The organism is Rhizobium centroccidentale (assembly GCF_030182565.1).
Classification (GTDB): Bacteria; Pseudomonadota; Alphaproteobacteria; order Rhizobiales; family Rhizobiaceae; genus Rhizobium.
On sequence record NZ_JAQJCG010000023.1, the window covers coordinates 62,535 to 84,485 of the forward strand.

Below are 21,951 nucleotides of genomic sequence, written 5' to 3' on the forward strand. Positions count from 1 at the left end.
AAGCTAATTGCTGACCTTATTCGGTTCAAGACGCGAAACCGTGTATATAGGAATGTGATCCCACCGATCTATTGCAAGGGTGGACATGAGGGCGGGTCATGATTAACTGACGGGACGTGTCGCAGGGAAGTGCTGATGGCAGTTGAAAAGCAAGCCAAGCCGAATATCCAGGGAAATGAACAGGTCGGATACGATTTAAGTCTTTTCTTTCGGCTGAGGATGATGTTCTCCGCTTTCTGGAATTCGGCTGTTCGCATCAAGATCATTTCCCTGACTATCGCGCTTTTCGTGATCATTCTGGTCACGGCTTATGTCCAGGTGCTGCTCAACAGTTGGAATGCGCCTTTCTACGATTCGCTGGCAAGGCGCGATATTTCCGCGTTCTTCCATCAGCTCGGCGTCTTCGGCATCATCGCCGGCTCGCTGCTGGTCCTCAACGTCGTTCAGGCATGGCTCAACCAGATGACCGCCCTTTACATGCGCGAGGGCCTGGCGCGCGATCTCGTCGATCAATGGCTGCAGGCCAAGCGTGCGCTTCGTCTTGCCTCATCCGGGCTGATCGGCGTCAATCCCGACCAGCGGCTGCACGAGGACGCCCGCAATCTTGCCGAAAGCTCGACTGGGCTTGCCATCGGACTGGTGCAGGCGACGATCCTGCTTTTGAGCTTCATCGGCGTGCTCTGGGAGCTCTCCAGCGGCATGGTCTTCCACCTCAGGGGCATGAGCTTCTCCATTCCCGGCTACATGGTCTGGGCGGCGATCCTCTATGCCGGATCCGCCTCCTTCCTCAGCCAATTCGTCGGCCGCCGCCTCGTGCGATTGAATGCGGATCGCTATTCGAAGGAAGCCGAACTGCGCTTCGCGCTCATGCATGCCAACGAGCATATGCCGGCGATCACGATTGCCGGCGGTGAGGAGAACGAGCGCCGGCGGATCAATCTCGATATATCGGCCGTGCTCGCCGTTATCCGGCAGCTTGCCATCGCCAATACCAATCTCACATGGGTTTCGGCCGGCTATGGCTGGCTGGTGCTGATCATTCCCATCCTCGTTGCCGCGCCGGCCTATTTCTCCGGCGGCCTGACCTTCGGCCAGCTGATGGTGGCGGTCGGTGCCTTCAATCAGGTCAATTCGGCGCTGCGCTGGTATGTCGCCAATTTCGGGCCGATTGCCGAATGGCGCGCGACGCTGATGCGCGTCACTGATTTCCGCAAGGCGCTGACGGAAATGGACGACAAGACGCCGATGCCGCACACCCTCGTCTTTGAGAAGGCGGCGCCGGGCACGATGGTTTGGACCGACCTGGAAATTTCGACGAAGACCAGCGACGAGGCGACGGAAAACGGCTTCCGGATCGCGGAGGGTACGGTCACGATCAAGGCCGGTGAGCATGTGATGATCAACGGCGATCATGGCGTGAACCGCAGGCTGCTGTTCGAAGTGCTGGCGCATCAATGGTATAGCGGCTCCGGCACGGTCAGCCTGCCGCCGATGGACGACATGCTGTTCGTGCCGCACACGCCCTATGTGCCGACCGGCACCCTCAGGGAGGCAATCTGTTTTCCGGATGATCGGGACGCCTATGACGATGCTGCTGTCGACACCGTCATCGACAAGGTAGGGCTTGGCCGTCTGAAGAGCCGTCTCGATACGCAGGCGCGCTGGGATCGATTGCTCGATACCGAAGAGCAGAAAGCCGTCGGCTTTGCACATCTGCTGCTCGCAAAGCCGAAATGGGTCGTCTTCGACGATGCCCTGGAAGGGCTGGAGGCCGAAGTTCAGGCGAAGGCCTTTGCTCTGCTGGCCGAACTGGAAGATGCGACCCTGATCTATATCGGCCGCTCCGACGCCTTCATGCACGCCATGTCACCACGCGTCCTGCATTTGCAGTCTCTGGCTCCGCACGAGCACAGCACCGATATGCAAGCGCCTCCCGAAACCGCCAGTGCGATGCAGGCGGACGAGAAGAAGGCCAGCGCTCCCTAACGAGAGCGGCGCGGCGAGTCTTCACGCAGTCGCTGCCGCTTCGGCTTCAATTCCCCTAAAACGCAAAACGCCCCGTCACCAGGACGAGGCGTTCTTCATGCAAGCAGGTGGCCGAGGCTCAGTCCTTGGCGCGCTCGACGTAGGAATTGTCTTCCGTCGCGATGACGACGCGGGTGCCGGCGTTGATGTGCGGCGGAACCATGGTGCGCACGCCGTTCGACAGCATGGCGGGCTTGTAGGATGAGGATGCCGTCTGACCCTTGACGACCGGCTCGGTCTCGGTGATCTCGAGTGTGACATGGCGCGGCAGTTCGAGCGCCAGCGGAATGCCTTCGTGGATCGACAGGATGCAGGTCATGCCTTCCTGGAGGTAGGCCTTCTGGTCGCCCATGGTTTCGACGTCGACCACGACCTGATCGTAGTTGGCCGGATTCATGAAGTGGAACCCTTCGCCGTCTTCGTAGAGATACTGGAAGTTCACGTCTTCGACGAAGGCGCGCTCGACCTGCTCGGTGGTGCGCCAGCGTTCGGACACCTTCACGCCATCGACGATACGGCGCATGTCGACCTGCGTGACCGGGGTGCCCTTGCCCGGATGAAAGTTCTGTGCGGTGAGAACGACGTAGAGCTTGCCGTCGACGTCGAGAACGTTGCCCTTGCGGACCGAAGAGGCGATGACCTTGACCATAAGACTTCCTTGTAACGCTGCGTTTTGCGTCGTAGAGGGACTGTCGAAATGCTCTCCGAGACGCAGCAATTGTTTGCTTGGGGGCGCAACTACCCTAAATCAATGGAAATTGCCACCCCCTTGCGTGGCTCGTGCCCCGAAGAAAGCTAGGAATGAAGCCAAAGACGAGCAAAGCGTCCCCCTGGTGGACCCGCAATGTCCATGCGGACCGGCGGCCGTTCCTCATCGGCCGCAATGCCATTCAGGCTGCCTTGCGCGTTTTCTTTGCGCGCAACGACTTCATCGAGGTCGATACGGCGACGCTGCAGGTGTCGCCGGGGAACGAGGCGCATCTGCATGCTTTCGAGACCGAGGCGCTGACGACCGACGGCAAGGCATGGCCTCTTTATCTGCATACCTCGCCGGAATTTGCCTGCAAGAAGCTGCTTGCGGCGGGCGAAGAACGCATTGCCTGCTTTTCCCATGTCTATCGCAATCGCGAGCGTGGGCCGCTGCATCATCCGGAATTCACCATGCTGGAATGGTATCGGGCAGGCGAGAGCTATGAGGCCCTGATGGCCGATTGTGCCGCGCTGCTGGTGCTTGCGGCTGAGACCGTCGGGGCGAAGAAATTCAGCTATCGCGGCGCGGAAACCGATCCGTTCCTGCCGCCCGAGCGGATCAGCGTTGCGGCTGCCTTCGAGCGCTATGCCGGTATCGATCTCTTCGCCTCCATCGGCCTCGATGGATCGACGGATCGCGAGCGTCTGGCGGCAGATATGCGCCAGGCTGGCATTCGCGTTGCCGACGACGATCTATGGCAGGATCTTTTCAGCCGGGTGCTCGTCGAGAAGATCGAACCGAATCTGGGTTTCGAACGCGCCACCATTCTTGACGAGTATCCTGTTTCCGAGGCGGCGCTTGCGCGGCCATCGGCCAGGGATCATCGCGTTGCCGAGCGTTTCGAGCTTTATGCCTGTGGCGTCGAGCTTGCCAACGCTTTCGGCGAGCTCACCAATGCCGAAGAGCAGCGCCGCCGCTTCGATATCGAGATGGCGGAAAAGCAGCGCGTCTATGGCGAAACCTATCCGTTGGACGAGGAGTTTCTGGAGGCGCTTGCCGTCATGCCCGAGGCGAGCGGCATCGCGCTGGGCTTCGACCGGCTCGTGATGCTGGCGACCGGCGCCTCGCGGATCGAGCAAGTGCTGTGGGCACCGGTCGCGGAGTTCGACGCATGAATGCGATGCGACCGATCCGGACTATCGGCGAGCTTGAGCGTGCCGGGTTGATCGATGCCGATCAGGCAGTGGCGCTGGAAGCCGTAGCGGAGCGCTATGCCGTTGCCCTGACGCCGACCGTGACGCGCCTGATCGACCCCGAAAATCCTGCCGATCCCATTGCCCGACAGTTCGTGCCTGATGCCGCCGAACTCGTCGTCAGCCCGGATGAGCGCGCCGATCCGATCGGCGATCATGCGCATAGCCCGGTCGAGGGTATCGTTCATCGCTATCCCGATCGCGTCTTGCTGAAGGCCGTGCATATCTGCCCGGTCTATTGCCGGTTCTGTTTCCGCCGCGAAATGGTCGGGCCGCAGGGGCTCGGCACGCTGGATGGCGATGCGCTTGGCAGCGCCTTTGCCTATATTCACGATCATAAGGAGATCTGGGAGGTCATCCTCACCGGTGGCGATCCGCTGGTTCTCTCGCCAAGGCGGCTGGAAGAGATTCTCGGGCAGCTTGCCGAGATCGACCATGTGAAGATCGTCCGTTTCCATACCCGCATCCCCGTCGTCGACCCGTCAAGGATCGATACGGCGCTGATTGCGGCACTGAAGGCGAGCGGCAAGACCATCTATGTGGCGCTGCATGCCAATCATCCGCGGGAGTTGACCGACGAGGCGCGCGCTGCCTGCGCCCGGCTGGTCGATGCGGGCATCGTGCTTGTCAGCCAGTCGGTTCTCCTGAAGGGGGTCAATGACGATCCCGATGTGCTGGCGGCGCTGATGAAGGCTTTCGTCGAGACGCGCGTAAAGCCCTATTACCTGCATCATCCCGACCTTGCACCTGGCACCGGCCATTTCCGCCTTGGCATCGCCGAGGGACAGGCAATCGTTGCGGCGCTGCGCGGCCGCATCTCCGGCCTTTGTCAGCCCACCTACATTCTCGATATCCCCGGCGGCTACGGCAAGGCCGATATCGGTCAAAGCTCCGTTCGCGAGCTGGGCGAAGGTTGCTACTCGATTTCGGACTATCGTGGCGGCGAGCATATCTATCCGCCGCAAAGCTAAAGTGCATACTTATGATCTTATATTGCACTGACGCTCTGATTGTGATTGTCATTTTCGAATAAAACGTAGTGGCGAATTTTGGTGCGTTAACCTTCTTCGGTACCTCGCTCTTCCAAAAATCGACATGGCGCAATATTAGGTCAATTTAATATTTGTGCAGAAGTCATCGTTTATATGACTTACGGAAGGTAAATTTTAATCAGACAAGTGTGGAATATATCATTTTTCGACAAAGTATAAGTTGTTTGTATTTACCACGTCGCTTAGCGGAATGTTCTATTTTACCTGTTACTTCTTGGCGAACGATAAGACGGTGTAACTCCAGTTATGCTTATCACTGCCAGAAGGGACTAGACTATGAACAAGACGATTCGCGATTTGCTGGCCAAGTTCGGCGCGCTTCCCGTTGCTATCGACCAGATCGAAGACGACGCCGATCTTTACGCGACCGGCCTGTCTTCTTTCGCTTCCGTGCAGTTGATGCTCGGCATCGAGGAAGCCTTCGACATCGAGTTTCCCGACAACCTGCTGAACCGCAAGTCCTTCGCCAGCATCGCCGCGATCGAAAGAACCGTCGGCATGATCCTCGACAGTAGAAAGGTCGCGTAATGACTGCGGCGGTCGCTTTACTCGAGGTTGGGACGGGCGAGGGAGCGGCGATACGCGCCGCCCGCGTCGCAGCGATCGCCAGCCAGCACGCCGATGCCGTCGATGCCGAGGGCCGGTTCCCGCGCGAGGCTGTCGACGCCATGCGCGCCGAAAAGCTGCTCTCCATCCAGATCCCCGCCGATCTCGGCGGTGAAGGCGCGTCGATGACCGAAATCGCCGAGCTCTGCTCGATCCTCGGTCAGGCTTGCGCGGCGAGCGCCATGGTCTTCGCCATGCACCAGATCAAGCTTTCGAGCCTGGTCGAGCACGGCGTCGATAGCGATTGGCACCGCGACTTCATGCGCCGCATCGCGAGGGAACAGCTGCTGCTCGCTTCGGCGACGACCGAAGGCGGGATCGGCGGCAACCTGCGCAACAGCATCTGCGCCATCAAGGTCGAAGGCGATACCTGCACCCTCGAAAAGGATGCGACGGTCATTTCCTACGGCGCTCATGCCGACGCCATTCTGATTACCTCGCGCAGCCATGCCGAGGCGGCGTCTTCCGATCAGGTACTGACCTGCTTCCTGAAAGATCAATACGATATCAAGCGCACCGTCGAGTGGAACACGCTCGGCATGCGCGGCACCTGCTCCGATGGCTTCCTGTTCAAGGGTAAAGCTCCGGCCAAGCAGATCCTGCCGAAGCCGTTTGCCGAGATCGCCGCACAGTCGATGCTGGCAAGCTCACATCTGCTCTGGAGCGGCGTGTGGTATGGCATTGCAGCCGATGCGGTTTCCCGCGCGCAGGCTTTCGTGCGCGCCGCCGCCCGCAAGTCTCCCGGCGCACCGCCGCCCGGCGCCCTGCGCCTTGCCGAAGCCTCCAGCATGCTACAGATGGTGAAATCCAATGTAGTTGCCGGGCTGAAGGCCTATGAGGAGGCGAAGCTCGACGCGGACCGCCTGTCGTCGATGGCTTTCGCCGTGGCGATGAACAACGTCAAGATCGCGTCGTCGGAGATGATCCTGCCGATCATCAACCACGCGATGCTCATCTGCGGCATCATGGGCTACAAGAACGGTACGCCCTACAGCCTCGGTCGCCACCTGCGCGATGCGCACTCGGCACAATTGATGATCTCGAATGACCGCATTCTCGGCAATACGTCGACCATGCTGCTCGTCCACAAACAAGATACCAGCCTGTTGGGGTAATCGTCATGGATATGCAAACATCGTTTCTCGACCGTCTTTTCGATTCTGGCCTGTTGATCGACACCGGCGTTGATGGTCTCTACGGCCGCAGCGGCCAGTTTGAAGACGTGATTTCCGCCTTCGAGCGCTTGATCGACACGTTCGGCGGCGCCGATGGTGCCGAGGCCATCCGTTTTCCGCCCGGCATGAACCGCGCCTTCTTTGAGACGAGCGGCTATATGAAGAGCTTCCCGCAGCTTGCCGGCACGGTACACAGCTTCTGCGGTAACGAGCTCGACCATATGAGCCTGCTGAAGTGCATGGAAGTCGGCGACGACTGGACTAGAGATCAGCAGGCGACCGATATCGTGCTGACGCCGGCTGCGTGCTATCCGCTCTATCCGACGGTTGCCAAGCGCGGTGCCATTCCGGAAAACGGCGCACTTTACGATCTGCAGTCCTATTGCTTCCGCCATGAACCCTCGAAGGATCCAGCCCGCCAGCAGCTGTTCCGCATGCGCGAATATGTCTGCATGGGCAGCGAAAAGCATGTCACGGATTTCCGCCAGAGCTGGATGGACCGCGGCATCGAGATGATGAAGGCCGTCGGTCTCGACGTGACCATCGACGTCGCCAACGATCCCTTCTTCGGCCGAGCCGGCAAGATGCTTGCCAACAACCAGCGCGACCAGAACCTCAAGTTCGAGCTGCTGATCCCGATCACCTCGACCGCGAAGCCGACCGCCTGCATGAGCTTCAACTACCACCAGGATGCCTTCGGCACGAAATGGGGCCTGAACTTTGCCGATGGCAGCGTCGTGCACACGGCCTGCGTCGGCTTCGGCCTGGAGCGCATCGCGCTGGCGCTGTTCCACACCCACGGTCTCGACGTCAAGGAATGGCCCGAGAGCGTGCGCAAGACGCTTTGGGGCTGATCGCACCGATGGCTGCCGTGTTTCAGGGACTGGATCCCGCCGCCTACAAGCCACATGCGCTGCATGACAGCGAGCGCATGTGGCCCGAGACCAACTGCTACATCGATCTTTGGATCGAGGTGCTTTCGACGTTGAAGCTGCCGCCGGAAGCCATGCTCGGCTTTACGCTGACACAGGATTTCGAGGGCGACCAGTTCACCTTCTTCAAGGTGCCGCTCGAGGATCTGGAAGCGCTCTACGGCGTGCGCTGCACCGAGCTTGCGATCTACGACAAGGTACAGAACCATGTCGCCGAACAGATCGGTCGCGGCCGGCTCTGCCTGATCGAGATGGATTCCTTCTTCATGCCGGACACGCAGGGCGTCGGCTATCGCCGCGAACACGGCAAGACGACGGTCGCGATCAACCGGCTCGACATGCACGGCCGCACGGTCGACTATTTCCACAATGGCGGGTTCTTCCAGCTGTCGGGCGAGGATTTCGACGGGCTCTTCCAGCTGCATCTGACGGATGAGGATCTGCCCTTTCTGCCCTACACGGAATTTGCGAAATTTCCGGAGAAGGCACCGAGCGAAGCTGCGATCCGTCAGACGGCGCAGCAGCTCCTGTCCTTCCATTTCCGTCGTCGTCCGCTGGCCAATCCGATCCGCGCCTTCGCGGAGGTCTTCCCGGCGCAGGTGGAAGCGGTCGCCGAACGGCCTTTCGGCTTCTTCCATAAATATGCCTTCAACACGCTGCGCCAGCTCGGCGCCAATTTCGAACTGGCCGGCAGCCATTTCGATTGGCTCTCGGCCGCTCTGTCCGAAGCGGCGGTAGAGGCGCGGAAAATTTCCGAGACGGCGAAGTCGGTCCAGTTCCAGCTTGCCCGGGCCATTACGCGCAAGAAATTCGAGCCGTTGCGCACGGCGCTTGATCCCGCCGCCGATGCGTGGGATTCCATGATGAGCGAACTCGAACGGAAGCTTTGATCGGCTTCCGTCCGAATGCGATACGGCTGGGTTATTTCTGAACATATTGGGGCGGGGGAAATCCCCCGGAAGATGTCATGGGCGGGCGCTTGGCGGATCTCGGCGGCGGAATGCGGCTGAGCGAAGGTTGGAATCTGGTGTTGACGGAGGCGGGCACCTGCATCTCGCCGTCCGATGTGCCACTGACGTCTGGCTTTATCCCGGCGCCCGTGCCCGGCACGGTGGCGGAAGCACTGGAAAGGGCCGGGCGCTTCGACCGGACGAAGCCACAGCCGCTTCACGACCGCGATGCCTGGTACATCTGCCGTCTGGTGGATGCCGAGGCCGGTGAGGCGGTCTTGCGGCTGGAAGGGTTGGCGACACTCTGCGAAGTCTTCCTAAACGGCCAGCAAATCCTCGTGTCCGAGAGCATGTTCGAGGCTCACGACGTCGACGTCATCCTGCTTGGCGGCGACGAGTTGGCGCTATGCTTCCGCGCGCTGGAGCCGAGGTTGTCCGAGCCGGGGCCTCGCGCCCGCTGGCGGCCACAGATGATCACACCGCAGGGCTTGCGGATGGTGCGCACGACGCTGCTCGGTCATATGCCCGGCTGGTGCCCCGAGGTTCAGGCCGTCGGCCCGTGGCGGCCGATTTCGCTGCTGCGTCCCGGCGCTCCCGTGATCCGCGATCTCTCCTTGCGGCCGGAGCTGCTCGAGAATGGCGAGGGCAGGCTCTATGCCTCGCTTTCGATCGAAGGCGATGTCGAAGAGTTGCTTTTGCGATGCGGAGAGACGGAACAGGCTTTCGAGAAGGCTGGTGCCGGCCGCTATACAGCTATCCTGAAAATGCCCGATGTGGCGCCCTGGTGGCCGCACACGCACGGCGTTCCGCAACTCCATGATGTCACGCTTGTCGTCGATGGCGTGGAACGCGCACTGGGGCAGACCGGTTTTCGCCGGATTTCGGTCGATCGTGGCGCCGATGGGCAGGATTTCGCTGTCATCGTCAATGGCGAGCGGATTTTCTGCCGGGGTGCCGTGTGGACCACAGCGGATATCGTGCGCCTGCCCGGTGGCCGCGATGATTACGAGCGCTGGCTGCGGCTCGCCGCCGAGGCTGGCATGAACATGATCCGCATCGGTGGCACCATGGCATACGAAACACCGGAATTCTTCCGCCTCTGCGACGAGCTTGGCCTGATGGTTTGGCAGGATTTCATGTTTGCCAATTTCGACTATCCGAAGAACGACAAGGCGTTCAATGCCCATGTCGAAACGGAGGTTTCGCAGCTTCTGAGCCGCACACGCCTCTCGCCTTCGCTGGCGGTCCTTTGCGGCGGCAGTGAGATCTACCAGCAGGCAGCCATGATGGGCCTGCCGGAGCAGTTCTGGAAAAGCCCTGTTGTCGAGGAGATCATCCCGCCCCTGGTGCAATCGCTACGGCCGGATGTGCCCTATGTCGTCAATTCTCCGTCGGGCGGGCCGATGCCGTTTTCACCGAATGCCGGTGTCACGCATTACTATGGCGTCGGCGCCTATATGCGGCCGCTTGCCGATGCCCGCCGCGCCGATGTTCGCTTCGCCGCCGAGAGCCTGGCTTTCGCGCATGTGCCGCAAGCCCGCACGCTCGGCCAGCATCTGCCGGTTCCGGCAGTCCATAGCCCGCTATGGAAAGAGCGCGTCCCGCGCGATCGCGGCGCGTCCTGGGATTTCGAGGATGTGCGCGATCATTATCTGCAGGAACTCTACGGCTTTGAGCCCAACCGCTTGCGGCGGGAAGACCCGGATCTCTATCTCAACCTTTCGCGCGCGGTGACCGGCGAGGTGGCCGAGGAGACCTATGCCGAGTGGCGCCGCCATGGTTCCGGTTGCAATGGCGCGCTCGTCTGGACGCTGCAGGACCTGCTTCCCGGCGCCGGCTGGGGCGTGATCGATTCCACAGGGGAGCCGAAACCTGTCTGGTACGGGCTGCGCCGTGCCTTCCGGCCGGTGCAGGTATTATTGATGGACGAGGGTACGAACGGCCTCGACGTGCATGTCATCAACGAGAGCGATGCGGCCCTAGACCTGACCGTCGAGGTCTCCTGCCTGCGCGACGGCCGTCAGATCGTCGTCGGTGGCGGCCGCGATTTGGTGCTTGAGGCGCGCAGCAAGCAAAAGATCGCCTGCACTGATCTTTTCGGCGCCTTCTTCGACACGACCTATGCCTTCCGCTTCGGTCCACCATCGCATGACGTTACGGTGGCGCGGCTGACGGCCTCGGCGACCGGCGCTGTTATCGCCCAGGCCTTTTACTTCCCGCTTGGCCGAGCCAAGGCGTTCCATGATGCCGAAATCACGGCGTCTGCGGTGCAGGAGGGCGAGGATTGGTTTCTTGATCTGAGCAGCGATCGCTTTGCGCAATCGGTACAGATCGATCTGGAAGCCTATCGGGCGGAGGATGACTGGTTCCATCTTGCGCCCGGCAGCCGGCGGATTCGGCTGCACCGGCGGGAGGGCGTTCCGGCCGATGTCATTCCATCCGGCCAGATCCGCGCTATCGGCAGCCGGCGGATCGTTGAGGTTTGAGGGGTTATCTCGCCTGCCGGGGGCGAGATAACCCGTCGTGCTGCCAGCTCAGCTCACAACGTCACACCATCCGGCCCAAACAGATGGCAGCGCTCAGGATCGATATGGATACTGACCGTCTCGCCAGCGCGAATGGCCTGCTGATCCTCCAGCGCAACCGTCAGCGCCTGACCGCCATGCAGTGTGACATAGAGGATGGTCTGGCCGCCGAGGTGTTCGACGAGATCGACGCGGGCATTGCCGAGCCCCAGGCCACGATCGCCGACGTTCAGGTGCTCCGGGCGGGCCCCGAGGGTGACGGGTTGCCCTGGCTGCAGGCTGCCAAGCCGTCGCGGCAGGCGCACGGTTTGGCCGGCGAGATCAATGACGGCGGAGCCGTCGTCGGAGGCGACGATCTTTGCATCGAGGAAGTTCATTTTCGGCGAGCCGATGAAGCCGGCAACGAACTTGTTCTTCGGTCTGTTGTAGAGGTCAAGGGGAGCGCCGACCTGCTCGATCTTGCCGCCGTTCAGTACCACGATCTTGTCGGCCATGGTCATGGCTTCGGTCTGGTCGTGGGTGACATAGATCATGGTATTGCCGAGGCGCTGGTGCAGGCGGGCGATCTCGACGCGCATCTGCACGCGCAGTTCGGCATCGAGGTTCGAGAGCGGCTCGTCGAAGAGGAAGATGTTGGGTTCGCGCACGATGGCGCGGCCGATGGCGACGCGCTGGCGCTGGCCGCCGGAAAGCTGCTTCGGCTTACGCTGCAGCAGCTGCTTGATCTGCAGGATCTCGGCTGCCTTTTCGACGCGCGGCTGGATGTCCTGCTTCTTCATGCCGGCCGTTTCGAGGCCGAAGGCAAGGTTTTTGTAGACGGTCATATGCGGATAGAGCGCATAGGATTGGAAGACCATGGCGATGCCGCGCTTGGAGGCGGGGACATCGTTCATGCGGCTGCCGTCGAGATAAAGCCCGCCGCCGGAAATCGGCTCCAGCCCGGCAATCATGCGCAGAAGCGTGGACTTGCCGCAGCCGGAGGGGCCGACGAAGACGGTGAATTCCCCCGGCTCGATTTCCAGATCGATCCCGTGAACCACCTGAAGCTCGCCATAGCGCTTGATAACCTTCTGCAGCGATACGCTTGTCGCCATAGGCGCTCCCTCCCTGTTGGTCCTGATGGCTCGCGGGTCAACGTTCATGACGGCCTCCAGCTCTTGTATTTCTTGGCTTCCGGCCCGACCGGAAAGCGGACTTCGGTGCGGGTTTCCGACGATTCATAGAATGCCGTGACCAGCTCCAGCGCCTGACGGGCATCGACTGTGGTCACCGGCAGCGGTCCGCCGGACACCAGGGCCTCATGGAACAGCTTCATCTGCGTGTTGAAACGGTTGGGGATCGGCGACCAGCCGGCGAGCAGTGCATCGATCTTCGCGCCGATCTCGTCATTGGCGGGGACGATCTTCCAGGGGTCCTGGCCGGGGCTGTAGGGTTCGTGGTTGCTTTCGATCAGGACGTTTTCGAAGGCGAGGCGCAGGCGGCTGATCTGCTCCTGCGAGCCGAGGGTCGCGCTGATGGTGGCGAGCGCGCCGTTTTCCATCAGCAGGCTGGCGCTGGCGCAATCCTCGACCTCGATATCGTTGACGCGGGTGGCGACGCGGCCGAAAAGGCCCGCGATCGGCCCCATCAGATAGGTGAGCATATCGTGCAGATGGATGGACTGCGTCATCAGCACGCCGCCGAGTTCTGTGTCCCACTTGCCGCGCCAGGGGACCGCATAATAATCGGCGCCGCGCACCCAATGCGTCTCCGACGTGGCGACATAAGGCTTGCCGGCAATGCCTGATGCGATGATGCGCTTGGCCTTCTGGATGCCGTCGCCATAGCGATACTGGAAGATCGGCATCAGCCGGCCCTTCGCCGTCTTTTCGGCGGCGATAACTGCATCGACATCGGCGAGCGATCCCACGAGTGGCTTTTCGCAGACCACATGCTTGCCGGCGGCTAGCGCCTGCATGATGAGCTGGAAATGCGAGCCGGGCGGCGTGCAGATGTCGATGATGTCGATATCGGGCATGTTGAGGACTTCGGAGAAGTCCTTGAGGCGTCTCGCGATGCCGAATTCGTCGCCGACGGCGTTCAGGCGTTCCTCGTTGAGATCGCAGAGAACGGCGACCTCGAAACGATCCGGATACGGCAGATAGCCTTCGACGATGTGGGAGCGGCCGATGCCGAGGCCGATGATCGCGACTTTCTTGATGTCGGACATGTCGCAATTACCTCTGAATGTTCTTGTGCGATGTAGCCTCGGCGAGCGCCTGCGCCTTCAGCGCTAGCTCCATGGCCTTGAAGCAATGTTCCTGACCCATGGCCGTTTCGGTGCGGTCTCTTATGTCGGCTGCAAGCTGGCGGCCATAGGGCAGCTCCACTCCGGCGCAGTCGATATGCTGCATGCCCTTGCGGTCGGTGAGGAAAAGGTGATCGGTGCCGGGCCGGCCGGCGACATCGATATATTTGCGCAGCTCGATCGTGCCTTCGGTGCCGACGATGAAGAGGCGGCCGTCGCCCCAGGTGGAAAGCCCGTCCGGCGTGAACCAGTCGACGCGGACATAGCCGGTGACATCAGGCGTCCTCACATGGAAATCGCCATAATCCTGCAGGCCCGGTGTTTCCGGATTGGCGCGATTGGACACCGTTGCCGACAACACTTCGGCTTCAAGGGAGTCTGCGAAGAACAGGAACTGCTCGCATTGATGCGAGGCGATGTCGGCGATGATGCCGCCATAGCGCTTGCGGTCGAAGAACCAGTCCGGCCGAGTAGGTTTGCGGAGCCGATGGGGACCGAGGCCCGTCGTGTGAATGACCTTGCCGATGGCGCCGGCCTTGACCAGCTCACCGGCCTTGACGGTCGATGCCGTTTCGAAGTGCTCGGAGTAAAGGATGGAGACGATACGCTTGGTCTCGGCCTGTACCTTTTTGACGTCTGCCAGCTGATCCAGCGTCACCATGCCGGGCTTGTCGAGCATCACGTCCTTGCCGTGGCGCATGGCCTCTATGGCAAGGCTGGCGCGCTCGTTGGAAATCGCGGCGCTGACGATCAGCGCGATGGAGCTATCCTCGAGGATTTCCCTTTTATCGGCAACGCGTCGTGCCTGCGGGAAGCGGTCGGCGAAGACGGCGGCGAGATCGTCCTCCAACGCATGGAAGGCGACGAGTTCGGCGCCGGCTCGCAGCATGACGTTGACCTGCCCGTAGATATGATCGTGATTGAGGCCGATGGCGGCGAAGCGCAGCGCGCTCATGCGACATTTCCTTTCGTGGGTTCGTTGGTTCGCAGCCCCAAATCTTGGGTATTCGGGACTGCGGGGTTCATAATCAGCGTTTGAGGCCGGCGGTCGCGATGCCGTCGATCAATAGCCTCTGGAAGAAGAGGAAGATCAGGAAGACCGGGATCAGCGACAGGCTCGACATGGCAAACAGGCTGCTCCAGTCGGAACTCCCCGTGGAATCCACGAAAGAGCGCAAGCCGAGCTGTACCGTGTAGGTGTTGATGTCGGAGAGATAGATCAGCGGCCCGAAGAAATCGTCCCAGGTCCAGATGAAGGAGAAGATGGCGGCCGTCGCCAGAACGGGAAGCGACAACGGCAGCATGATGCGCCAGTAGATGCGCCATGGGCTGCAGCCGTCCATCATCGCGGCCTCGTCCAGCTCGCGGGGGATGCCGCGAAAGAACTGCACCATCAGGAAGATGAAGAAGGCGTCGACGGCCAGGAATTTCGGCACGACGAGCGGCAGCATGGTCTTCACCCAGCCGAGCTTCAGGAAGAGGATATATTGCGGGATCAGCGTGACGTGGTAGGGCAGCATCAGCGTGCCCAGCATCAGGGCGAACCAGAAATTCTTGCCCCAGAAGTTCAGCCGCGCGAAGGCGTAGGCTGCCAGCGAGCAGGAAATGACGTTGCCGATGACCGACAGCACGGCGATGACGGCCGAATTCCAGACGAATTTGCCGAAGGTGACCTGGCCGCCGAACCAGCCGCGAGCATAGGAGCTGAAGTCAAATTGCGAGGGGATCAGCGAGGCCGTGCCGAAGATCTCGTTCTGGTCCTTGATCGAGCCCGAGAGCATCCACAGCAGCGGATAGAGCATCACGATCGACGCGGCGACGAGAGCGATGTGGATGAGGACGGAGAGGAACCACGGGCGCTCGCGCGGCGGCTTCATGTCCTCGGCAAAATGGGTGAGCTTCGCGTCAGTCATCGTAATGGACCCAATAACGAGCGGAGAGGAAGGAGAAGGCGGTGAAGATCGCAATGATGATCACTAGGATCCAGGCAAGCGCCGAGGCATAGCCCATGCGGAAATAGCCGAAGGCCTCCTGGTAGAGATAGAGCGTGTAGAACAGCGTCGAATCGATCGGCCCGCCGGTGCCGGATGAAATCACATAAGCCGGCGTGAAGGCCTTGAAGGCGTCAATCGTCTGGACCACCGCGTTGAAGAAAATGACCGGGGTCAGAAGCGGCAGGGTGATCTTGAAGAAGATCCGCGCCTTGGAGGCGCCGTCGAGGCTGGCGGCCTCGTAGAGATCGGTCGGGATCTGGCGCAGTCCTGCGAGGAAGATGATCATCGGCGAGCCGAACTGCCAGATGGCGAGAATGACGAGCGTATAGAGCGAATAGTCGGGATTGGAGATCCAGCTCGGCCCGTTGATGCCGAAGGCGTACCAGAGCAGGGTGTTGACGATGCCGTCGGCATCGAAGATCTGCCGCCACAGCACCGCGATCGCGACGCTGGAGCCGAGCAGCGAGGGCAGGTAGAAGATGGCACGGTAGACCGGCAGGCCCTTGATGCCGCGGTTGAGCAGCAGCGCTACCAGCAGCGCGAAGGCGAGCTTCAGCGGCACCGAACAGACGACATAGAACAGCGTCACCTTCATCGACGACAGGAACTTGTCGTCGGCCGTTGCGATCCGCACGTAGTTCTCCATGCCGACCAGGTTCGGCGACTGCAGCAGATTGTAATCGGTGAAGGAGAGATAGAGCGAGGCAATCGCAGGCCCGAGGGTCAGTCCGAAGAAGCCGATGAACCACGGCAGAAGGAAGAGATAGCCGGGTGCGTTGCGCGCGAATGCGCTCGGCGCCTTATAAGCGGTTTCCACGCGCAACGGCGCGCGCGCGCCGACGGCCAAGCCGCCGGCAACGCTCTTGCTGTTTGTACCCACGGTATCAGCCTCGCGTAATGTTTGCTGCTGCCTGTTCGGTGAACTTCGTTCCAGCGTCCTGTGCGCTGGTTTTGCCGAAGGCCACCTCCTCGGCGATCTTCTTCAGCAGGAATGCATTTTCGCCGGCGCCGTTCGGCGGAGACGGCGGCAGTGGGCCGACATGCGGCGTCAACCGGCCGATATAATCGACCACTTGCTTGCTGACGGGATCCAGACTCGGCGTCAGCAGATCGCGGATCTTTTTTGAAGGCGGAACACCGCGCTCGACTCCGAGTGCCTTGGTGCCTTCCGGGTCCTCCACCAGGTAGTTGACGAAGGCGACGGCAGCATCCTTGTTTTGGGATGTTGCCGAAACCGACATCAGCATCGACGGCTTCAGATACTGGCCGGGCTTGCTGTCGGCATTGGCTGGATAGGAGACGATATCAAGCTTTTCCTTGTTCAGGCCCTGAATGGCGACGAACTGGTTGGAATGGGCGTAGCTGACCGCCGCCTTCTTGGTCACCAGCATGTCGGTTTCGAGGGTCTGTTGGTCCAGAGCCTGAACGTCGGCCGGCGTGCAAGCGCCGATCTCTCGCATATGGCCCCAGAAGTCGAACCATTCGGTGGCATCCTTGGCCTCGAAAGCCAGCTTGCCGTCGGCCGTATAGAGCGCCTTGCCGCGCTGGCGCAGCCAGCATTCGAAGGCCGGTTCGCCGCCGCTTGCGTCCGCCGTGCCGTAAAAGCCGCGGCGTTTCTTGGCGGCGGTCACCTTGGCGCAGGCATCGCCGAGCTGCTCCCATGTCATGCCGTCACGCGGCGGCTCGACGCCGGCTTCGTTCCACGCGGCCGTATTGACGACGACCATCGAGGAGTTCACGCCGAGGCTGACGCCGTAGATCTTGTTATCAACCTTGCCGGAATCGATGTTGGCCGGGCCGAAATCCTCGATCGCCAGGCTCTTGCCGAGGTAAGGCGTCATATCGAGCAGCGCGCCGCGACGGGCATATTCGAAGATGTAGCGGTAATCCATCTGGATGAGGTCGGGCGCGTTGCCGCCGCCGGTCTGGGTGGCCAAGCGCGTCCAATAGCTGTCCCAGCCGAAGGATTCGCCGGCGATGGTGATATCCGGGTTCTTGGCCTGATAGGCCTTTACCGCTGCAAATGTCCGGTCGCTGCGCTCCTTCGACCCCCACCAAAGAAGGCGCATCGCGGTTGCCGCATTGGCGCGGGAAAGTCCGATACTGCTGAAAGCTAGCGTGGCTGCCATGCCGGCAAGCAACTGCCGGCGGTCGATCGTCAACGTCATCCTGGTCTCCTCCCCAGCGAACCGATGATTTACGAACTGCTTTGCATGATATAACTATTTGGTTACAAGTTGGATAGAAACGCGACCGCTGTCAAGCGCCAATCGCGCGACAATCAAAACGATGCATGCCGGAATCGGCCGCATCCGCCGCTAATGCTACCGTTCGGAAGGAGATCGTCCATGGCGGTCAGGGCGAGACAAGAGACTGAAAATAAAGCACAAGCGGATGCCGACAAGTCCATGGGCAAGCGGTCGAGAAAAGCATCGCGCAATCCGCAACGCACCCATGCCACCATCCTCGACGCGGCGACGGAAGAATTTGCCGCGCATGGTTTCGGCGGCGCCCGGGTAGATGCGATTGCAGCGCGGGCACAGACCAACAAGCGGATGCTTTATCATTATTTCGGCGACAAGGAGGGGCTCTACCTCGCCGTGCTGGAGGCGAGCTATGCGACGATCCGCAATGCTGAAAAGCAGCTGGATCTGGCGCATCGTCATCCGGAGGAAGGGATGCGGGAGCTGGCCTTGTTCACTTGGCGGCATTTTCTCGCCCATCCGGAGTTTTTGAGCCTGCTTGCCACCGAAAACCTGCATCACGCGCATTATCTGCAGCGATCCGATAAGGTCTCGGCCATGCATTCGCATCTGATCGATGAACTTGCGGATGTGCTGCGGCGCGGGGAGGCTCTCGGCATTTTCCGGGCGGCGGTCGATCCGATATCCGTCTATCTCACGATCGCGGCTCTCGGCTTTTTCTATCTGTCTAACCGCCACACCTTGTCGACGATTTTCGCGCGGAAGCTGACGGCCCCGGATGCGCTGAATGAGTGGGGTGAGCATATCGTTGCCGTCACGCTCGCTTCGATTCGCGCGTAGGTGATCCTGACGCGATGGTCTCGAGAAATTTTTAAAAGGCGATTGACAAGGTTGATGATAACGCGCGATCTTGTAACCATATGGTTACATTGCCTGGGTGGCCAAACATTTGCTTTTCCTGGTTCTGGAGGGAATCGGGCATGGAGGAAAATCATGAAGTCTTGTCGTACCGACACGATCTACTCCTGCTACAGGGCGATGCAATTGGCTGGCGGTAGACTGCCTCTGCAATGATTCTGAATAGCCCCTCACCCCAGCCCTCTCCCCGTTGAAACGGGGAGAGGGGGCGACAGAGCAAGCCAACTCGCTATCCCTATTTCGAGTTGGATATAGGCTGGAAGACTCCCTCTCCCCGCAAGCGGAGAGAAGATCGGGTGAGGGGCCACGCATATTGGTGCCTTATGCAAATAGACTTGCCTACCCATAACAGGAGCCGACCAGCATCATGACCGATCCATTGAAAATCAGGCTTGTCGAGGCCGAGACATTCGAGCGCCTGGTCAAGCTGCGGCTTCCCTTCCGTTTCGGGGCAGCGACTTTGCGGGAGGCGCGGCAGATTTTTCTACGCGTGCGCATCGAGGATGCACAGGGACGGTCGGCTGAGGGCATGGCCGCCGAGCTGATGGTGCCGAAATGGTTTGACAAATCGCCCGAACTTTCCAATGCCGACAATGAAAACCAGCTGCGCCGGTCGCTGGCTTTGGCGCTCGATGCGCTGCGAAGTGCCGGGTCGGGAACGGCCTTTGGATTGTATGCTTCTGTCGAGGCATCGCATCATGCACGGGCGGCGGCGGAGAAGCTGAACGGGCTTGTTGCATCCTTTGGCCTCGCGCTTGCCAATCGGGCTATTCTCGATGCGCTCTGTCGGCTGGAAGGGCTGACCGTCGCGCAAGCGATCAAGGCGAACCGCCCCGGCATCGATGCTTCCACCGCGCGCGATCTCTCAGGCTTCGATCTCTCAGCTTTCCTCTCGACCTTGCAGCCATCCGCAAGCCTTGCCGCGCGCCATACCATCGGCTTGGTGGACGCCATCGTGCCAGGCGATATTCCGGCAAGCGAGCGGCTGAATGACGGCCTGCCGGAAAGTTTCGAAGAGGCGATCGACGCCTATGGCCTGACTTTCTTCAAAGTGAAGGTGTCGGGCGTTCCCGATGCGGATATCGACCGCCTTTGCCGCGTCGCTGCCGTTATCGATGCCAAGGTGTCTAATTACTCGGTGACGCTCGACGGCAACGAGCAATTCTCATCCGCCGAGGCGGTCGCTGATCTGCTTGGCCGCGTGAAGGCGGAGCCGAGGCTTGCGCGTTTCGCCTCTTCCATCCTGTTCGTCGAGCAGCCGATCGCTCGCGCCCATGCTTTCGAGAAGCCGGTCAAGGTGCTTGCCTCCTTCAAGCCGGTGGAGATCGATGAATCCGATGCCGATATCGATGCCTTCGTCACGGCGAGGGGGCTCGGCTATACCGGTATCTCTTCAAAGTCCTGCAAGGGTTTCTATCGCTCGCTATTGAACCGTGCCCGCGTCGCCAAATGGAGTGCCGAGGACGGTATTCCCTATTTCATGTCGGCCGAGGATCTGACCACGCAGGGCGGTCTTGCCGTGCAGCAGGATCTGGCGCTCGCTTCCCTCATCGGCATGACGCATATCGAGCGCAACGGTCACCACTACGTCGACGGCATGGCCGGTGCGCCGGAGGCGGAGCAGGCTGATTTCGCCGGGGCGCATTCCGATCTCTACCGTATCAGCAATGGTCGCACACGATTGCGGATCGAAGCGGGGCAGCTTGCGATCGGCTCCGTTATCGGTGCTATCGGTCTCGGTTCGTCGGTCGCGCCGGATTGGGCGGCAATGGAGAGGTCGCCGAGGTAGGATTTTAGCAAGTTGATGAGGGTTTTGCGTTGATGCCTGCCCTCGTGCTTGGCCCCTCACCCTAGCCCTCTCCCCGCAAGCGGGGCGAGGGGACGACGGAGCAAGATACTCAAGTTCATTGTGCTGGCTGGGTGCTGATTTGGCGGGGAAAGCCCCCTCGCCCCGCTTGCGGGGAGAGGGTTGGGGTGAGGGGCCTCTGCCGAAGTAAATGAAGGCCGCCGCGGCCTCATCATCGCTGTTTGCAGATTGTGGAGGAGCAGATGCAGTCATCGAGGAAACGTTACGTTCTGGTCGGCACGGGAAACCGGGGTGCGACCATGTGGGGCAAGGATCTGGTGGAGCGCTGGAGCAACGAGGTCGAACTCGTGGCGGTCTGCGATCTCAATGCCATGCGTGCGAAGCGGGCGCTGGAGTATATCGGCGCTTCGGTGCCCATCTATACCGATTTCGACGAATTGCTGCGGACGGAAAAGCCGGATCTTGTCATTGTCTGCACCCGCGATTCCACCCATGACGATCTGATCGTCAAGGCGATGGAGGCTGGCGCGGATGTCATCAGCGAGAAGCCGATGACGACGACTGTCGACAAGATCAAGCGCATCCTCAATGCGGAGGCGCGTACCGGCAAACGGCTGGATATCTCCTTCAACTACCGTTTCGCACCGACGGCGGCGAAGATCAAGGAGCTGATCAATTCCGGCGTCATCGGCGATGTCACCTCGGTCGACTTCCATTGGTATCTGGATACCAGCCATGGCGCCGATTACTTCCGCCGCTGGCATGCTTACGTCGAAAATTCCGGCAGCCTCTTCGTTCATAAGGCGACGCATCATTTCGACCTTCTGAACTGGTATCTGGATTCCGATCCGGAATCGGTCGCCGCCTTTGCCGATCTCAAGCACTACGGCCGCAAGGGCCCGTTCCGCGGCGAGCGCTGTCGCACCTGTCGCTACAAGGACGAATGCGACTATTATCTCGACATCAGCGAGGCGCCGCTGCTCGAAAGCCTCTATGAGGAACCGTCGACTGTGGACGGCTATGTCCGCGATGCCTGCGTCTTCCGCGAGGATATCGATATCCCCGATACGATGGTCGCCTCCATCCGATACCGCAACGGCGTCAACGTCTCCTATTCCCTTAATACCTATATGCCGATCGAAGGCCATCACATCGCCTTCAACGGCCACAAGGGGCGCATCGAGCTGCGTCAATACGAGAAGCAGAACTGGACGACACCGCCAGCCGACGAAATCGTTGTCATGAAGAATTTCGGCGATGTCGAGCGCATCTGGGTGCCACACTCATCCGGCGGGCATTATGGCGGCGACGACCGGCTGCGCAACATGCTCCTGCGTTCCGGCCCGAATGACGAACTCAAGCAGCGCGCGGGCTCGCGGGCAGGGGCGATGTCCGTGCTCTGCGGCATCGCGGCATTGCAGAGCAGCCGCACGGACCAGCAGGTATCGGTTGCCGATATCTGGGGCGAGGATGGCGGCCTCAATCTGCTGGAGCCGCGGCCCTAGAGCGGCTCAGTTTTTCACGGAATCTCT

General features: G+C 60.7%; 18 protein-coding genes. 11 read left to right on the forward strand and 7 right to left on the reverse strand.

Annotated features, from left to right (window positions below; genetic code table 11):
- The first annotated feature begins 135 nt into the window (after window positions 1–135).
- Complete coding sequence (locus PH562_RS24815; RefSeq protein WP_113231351.1) at window positions 136–1,986, forward strand: ABC transporter ATP-binding protein/permease; 1,851 nt, start codon at window positions 136–138, stop codon at window positions 1,984–1,986.
- A 118-nt stretch (window positions 1,987–2,104) separates the two neighbouring features.
- Here PH562_RS24815 and efp read toward each other — a convergent pair whose 3' ends face one another.
- Window positions 2,105–2,674: an elongation factor P gene (gene efp, locus PH562_RS24820; RefSeq protein WP_028751515.1), complete on the reverse strand. Its 570-nt coding sequence runs from the start codon at window positions 2,672–2,674 to the stop codon at window positions 2,105–2,107.
- Between the two features lie 152 nt (window positions 2,675–2,826).
- On the opposite strand from efp, the gene epmA reads away from it, so the two are divergent.
- The 7 genes from epmA to PH562_RS24855 all read left to right on the forward strand — a co-directional run bounded on the left by epmA (window position 2,827) and on the right by PH562_RS24855 (window position 11,170).
- Window positions 2,827–3,891 carry an EF-P lysine aminoacylase EpmA gene (epmA, locus tag PH562_RS24825; RefSeq protein ID WP_113231352.1) on the forward strand — a complete coding sequence of 355 codons (1,065 nt, stop codon included), beginning with the start codon at window positions 2,827–2,829 and terminating at the stop codon, window positions 3,889–3,891.
- Window positions 3,888–4,940: a lysine-2,3-aminomutase-like protein gene (locus tag PH562_RS24830; RefSeq protein ID WP_285176368.1), complete on the forward strand. Its 1,053-nt coding sequence runs from the start codon at window positions 3,888–3,890 to the stop codon at window positions 4,938–4,940. Before epmA ends, PH562_RS24830 begins: the two co-directional genes overlap by 4 nt.
- 357 nt (window positions 4,941–5,297) lie before the next feature.
- Window positions 5,298–5,549 carry an acyl carrier protein gene (locus PH562_RS24835; protein WP_075853503.1) on the forward strand — a complete coding sequence of 84 codons (252 nt, stop codon included), beginning with the start codon at window positions 5,298–5,300 and terminating at the stop codon, window positions 5,547–5,549.
- On the forward strand, window positions 5,549–6,742 hold the full coding sequence (locus PH562_RS24840; RefSeq protein ID WP_285176372.1) for an acyl-CoA dehydrogenase family protein: 1,194 nt from the start codon (window positions 5,549–5,551) through the stop codon (window positions 6,740–6,742). Before PH562_RS24835 ends, PH562_RS24840 begins: the two co-directional genes overlap by 1 nt.
- Window positions 6,743–6,747: 5 nt before the next feature.
- The gene (locus PH562_RS24845) at window positions 6,748–7,656 is read left to right on the forward strand and encodes an amino acid--[acyl-carrier-protein] ligase (protein ID WP_285176373.1); all 909 of its coding nucleotides are present in this window, start codon (window positions 6,748–6,750) and stop codon (window positions 7,654–7,656) included.
- A gap of 8 nt (window positions 7,657–7,664) precedes the next feature.
- Window positions 7,665–8,624 carry a DUF1839 family protein gene (locus PH562_RS24850; RefSeq protein WP_285176403.1) on the forward strand — a complete coding sequence of 320 codons (960 nt, stop codon included), beginning with the start codon at window positions 7,665–7,667 and terminating at the stop codon, window positions 8,622–8,624.
- Between the two features lie 77 nt (window positions 8,625–8,701).
- Window positions 8,702–11,170, forward strand: a complete 2,469-nt coding sequence (locus PH562_RS24855; RefSeq protein WP_285176375.1) for a glycoside hydrolase family 2 protein — start codon at window positions 8,702–8,704, stop codon at window positions 11,168–11,170.
- A gap of 53 nt (window positions 11,171–11,223) precedes the next feature.
- Here PH562_RS24855 and PH562_RS24860 read toward each other — a convergent pair whose 3' ends face one another.
- The 6 genes from PH562_RS24860 to PH562_RS24885 form a co-directional block, all read right to left on the reverse strand.
- Entirely contained in the window at window positions 11,224–12,303 is a 1,080-nt protein-coding gene (locus tag PH562_RS24860) for an ABC transporter ATP-binding protein (protein ID WP_285176377.1), read from the reverse strand.
- A 44-nt stretch (window positions 12,304–12,347) separates the two neighbouring features.
- Window positions 12,348–13,418, reverse strand: a complete 1,071-nt coding sequence (locus PH562_RS24865; protein WP_285176379.1) for a Gfo/Idh/MocA family protein — start codon at window positions 13,416–13,418, stop codon at window positions 12,348–12,350.
- A 7-nt stretch (window positions 13,419–13,425) separates the two neighbouring features.
- Window positions 13,426–14,451: a Gfo/Idh/MocA family protein gene (locus PH562_RS24870; protein WP_285176380.1), complete on the reverse strand. Its 1,026-nt coding sequence runs from the start codon at window positions 14,449–14,451 to the stop codon at window positions 13,426–13,428.
- A gap of 73 nt (window positions 14,452–14,524) precedes the next feature.
- Complete coding sequence (locus tag PH562_RS24875) at window positions 14,525–15,409, reverse strand: carbohydrate ABC transporter permease (RefSeq protein ID WP_483315378.1); 885 nt, start codon at window positions 15,407–15,409, stop codon at window positions 14,525–14,527.
- Window positions 15,402–16,313, reverse strand: a complete 912-nt coding sequence (locus PH562_RS24880) for a carbohydrate ABC transporter permease (RefSeq protein ID WP_095436072.1) — start codon at window positions 16,311–16,313, stop codon at window positions 15,402–15,404. Before PH562_RS24880 ends, PH562_RS24875 begins: the two co-directional genes overlap by 8 nt.
- 61 nt (window positions 16,314–16,374) lie before the next feature.
- The gene (locus PH562_RS24885) at window positions 16,375–17,658 is read right to left on the reverse strand and encodes an ABC transporter substrate-binding protein (RefSeq protein WP_285176381.1); all 1,284 of its coding nucleotides are present in this window, start codon (window positions 17,656–17,658) and stop codon (window positions 16,375–16,377) included.
- A gap of 180 nt (window positions 17,659–17,838) precedes the next feature.
- Here PH562_RS24885 and PH562_RS24890 point away from each other — a divergent pair, with 180 nt between their 5' ends.
- The 3 genes from PH562_RS24890 to PH562_RS24900 all read left to right on the forward strand — a co-directional run bounded on the left by PH562_RS24890 (window position 17,839) and on the right by PH562_RS24900 (window position 21,924).
- Window positions 17,839–18,534 carry a TetR/AcrR family transcriptional regulator gene (locus PH562_RS24890; RefSeq protein WP_285176382.1) on the forward strand — a complete coding sequence of 232 codons (696 nt, stop codon included), beginning with the start codon at window positions 17,839–17,841 and terminating at the stop codon, window positions 18,532–18,534.
- Window positions 18,535–18,979: 445 nt separating this feature from the next.
- The gene (locus tag PH562_RS24895; RefSeq protein WP_285176383.1) at window positions 18,980–20,401 is read left to right on the forward strand and encodes a mandelate racemase; all 1,422 of its coding nucleotides are present in this window, start codon (window positions 18,980–18,982) and stop codon (window positions 20,399–20,401) included.
- Between the two features lie 260 nt (window positions 20,402–20,661).
- A complete protein-coding gene (locus PH562_RS24900) occupies window positions 20,662–21,924 on the forward strand; it encodes a Gfo/Idh/MocA family protein (protein ID WP_285176385.1) in 1,263 nt (420 codons plus the stop codon).
- The last annotated feature ends 27 nt before the right edge of the window (window positions 21,925–21,951 follow it).

Excerpts from the sequence above, each read along its gene's own strand:
- PH562_RS24835 (WP_075853503.1), top strand. The coding sequence starts at position 5,298 with ATGAACAAGACGATTCGCGATTTGCTGGCCAAGTTCGGCGCGCTTCCC.
- PH562_RS24845 (WP_285176373.1), top strand. The coding sequence starts at position 6,748 with ATGGATATGCAAACATCGTTTCTCGACCGTCTTTTCGATTCTGGCCTG.
- efp (WP_028751515.1), bottom strand. The coding sequence starts at position 2,674 with ATGGTCAAGGTCATCGCCTCTTCGGTCCGCAAGGGCAACGTTCTCGAC.
- epmA (WP_113231352.1), top strand. The coding sequence starts at position 2,827 with ATGAAGCCAAAGACGAGCAAAGCGTCCCCCTGGTGGACCCGCAATGTC.
- PH562_RS24875 (WP_483315378.1), bottom strand. The coding sequence starts at position 15,409 with ATGACTGACGCGAAGCTCACCCATTTTGCCGAGGACATGAAGCCGCCG.
- PH562_RS24870 (WP_285176380.1), bottom strand. The coding sequence starts at position 14,451 with ATGAGCGCGCTGCGCTTCGCCGCCATCGGCCTCAATCACGATCATATC.
- PH562_RS24855 (WP_285176375.1), top strand. The coding sequence starts at position 8,702 with ATGGGCGGGCGCTTGGCGGATCTCGGCGGCGGAATGCGGCTGAGCGAA.
- PH562_RS24815 (WP_113231351.1), top strand. The coding sequence starts at position 136 with ATGGCAGTTGAAAAGCAAGCCAAGCCGAATATCCAGGGAAATGAACAG.
- PH562_RS24865 (WP_285176379.1), bottom strand. The coding sequence starts at position 13,418 with ATGTCCGACATCAAGAAAGTCGCGATCATCGGCCTCGGCATCGGCCGC.
- PH562_RS24830 (WP_285176368.1), top strand. The coding sequence starts at position 3,888 with ATGAATGCGATGCGACCGATCCGGACTATCGGCGAGCTTGAGCGTGCC.
- PH562_RS24885 (WP_285176381.1), bottom strand. The coding sequence starts at position 17,658 with ATGACGTTGACGATCGACCGCCGGCAGTTGCTTGCCGGCATGGCAGCC.
- PH562_RS24860 (WP_285176377.1), bottom strand. The coding sequence starts at position 12,303 with ATGGCGACAAGCGTATCGCTGCAGAAGGTTATCAAGCGCTATGGCGAG.
- PH562_RS24895 (WP_285176383.1), top strand. The coding sequence starts at position 18,980 with ATGACCGATCCATTGAAAATCAGGCTTGTCGAGGCCGAGACATTCGAG.
- PH562_RS24850 (WP_285176403.1), top strand. The coding sequence starts at position 7,665 with ATGGCTGCCGTGTTTCAGGGACTGGATCCCGCCGCCTACAAGCCACAT.
- PH562_RS24840 (WP_285176372.1), top strand. The coding sequence starts at position 5,549 with ATGACTGCGGCGGTCGCTTTACTCGAGGTTGGGACGGGCGAGGGAGCG.
- PH562_RS24900 (WP_285176385.1), top strand. The coding sequence starts at position 20,662 with ATGCAGTCATCGAGGAAACGTTACGTTCTGGTCGGCACGGGAAACCGG.
- PH562_RS24890 (WP_285176382.1), top strand. The coding sequence starts at position 17,839 with ATGGCGGTCAGGGCGAGACAAGAGACTGAAAATAAAGCACAAGCGGAT.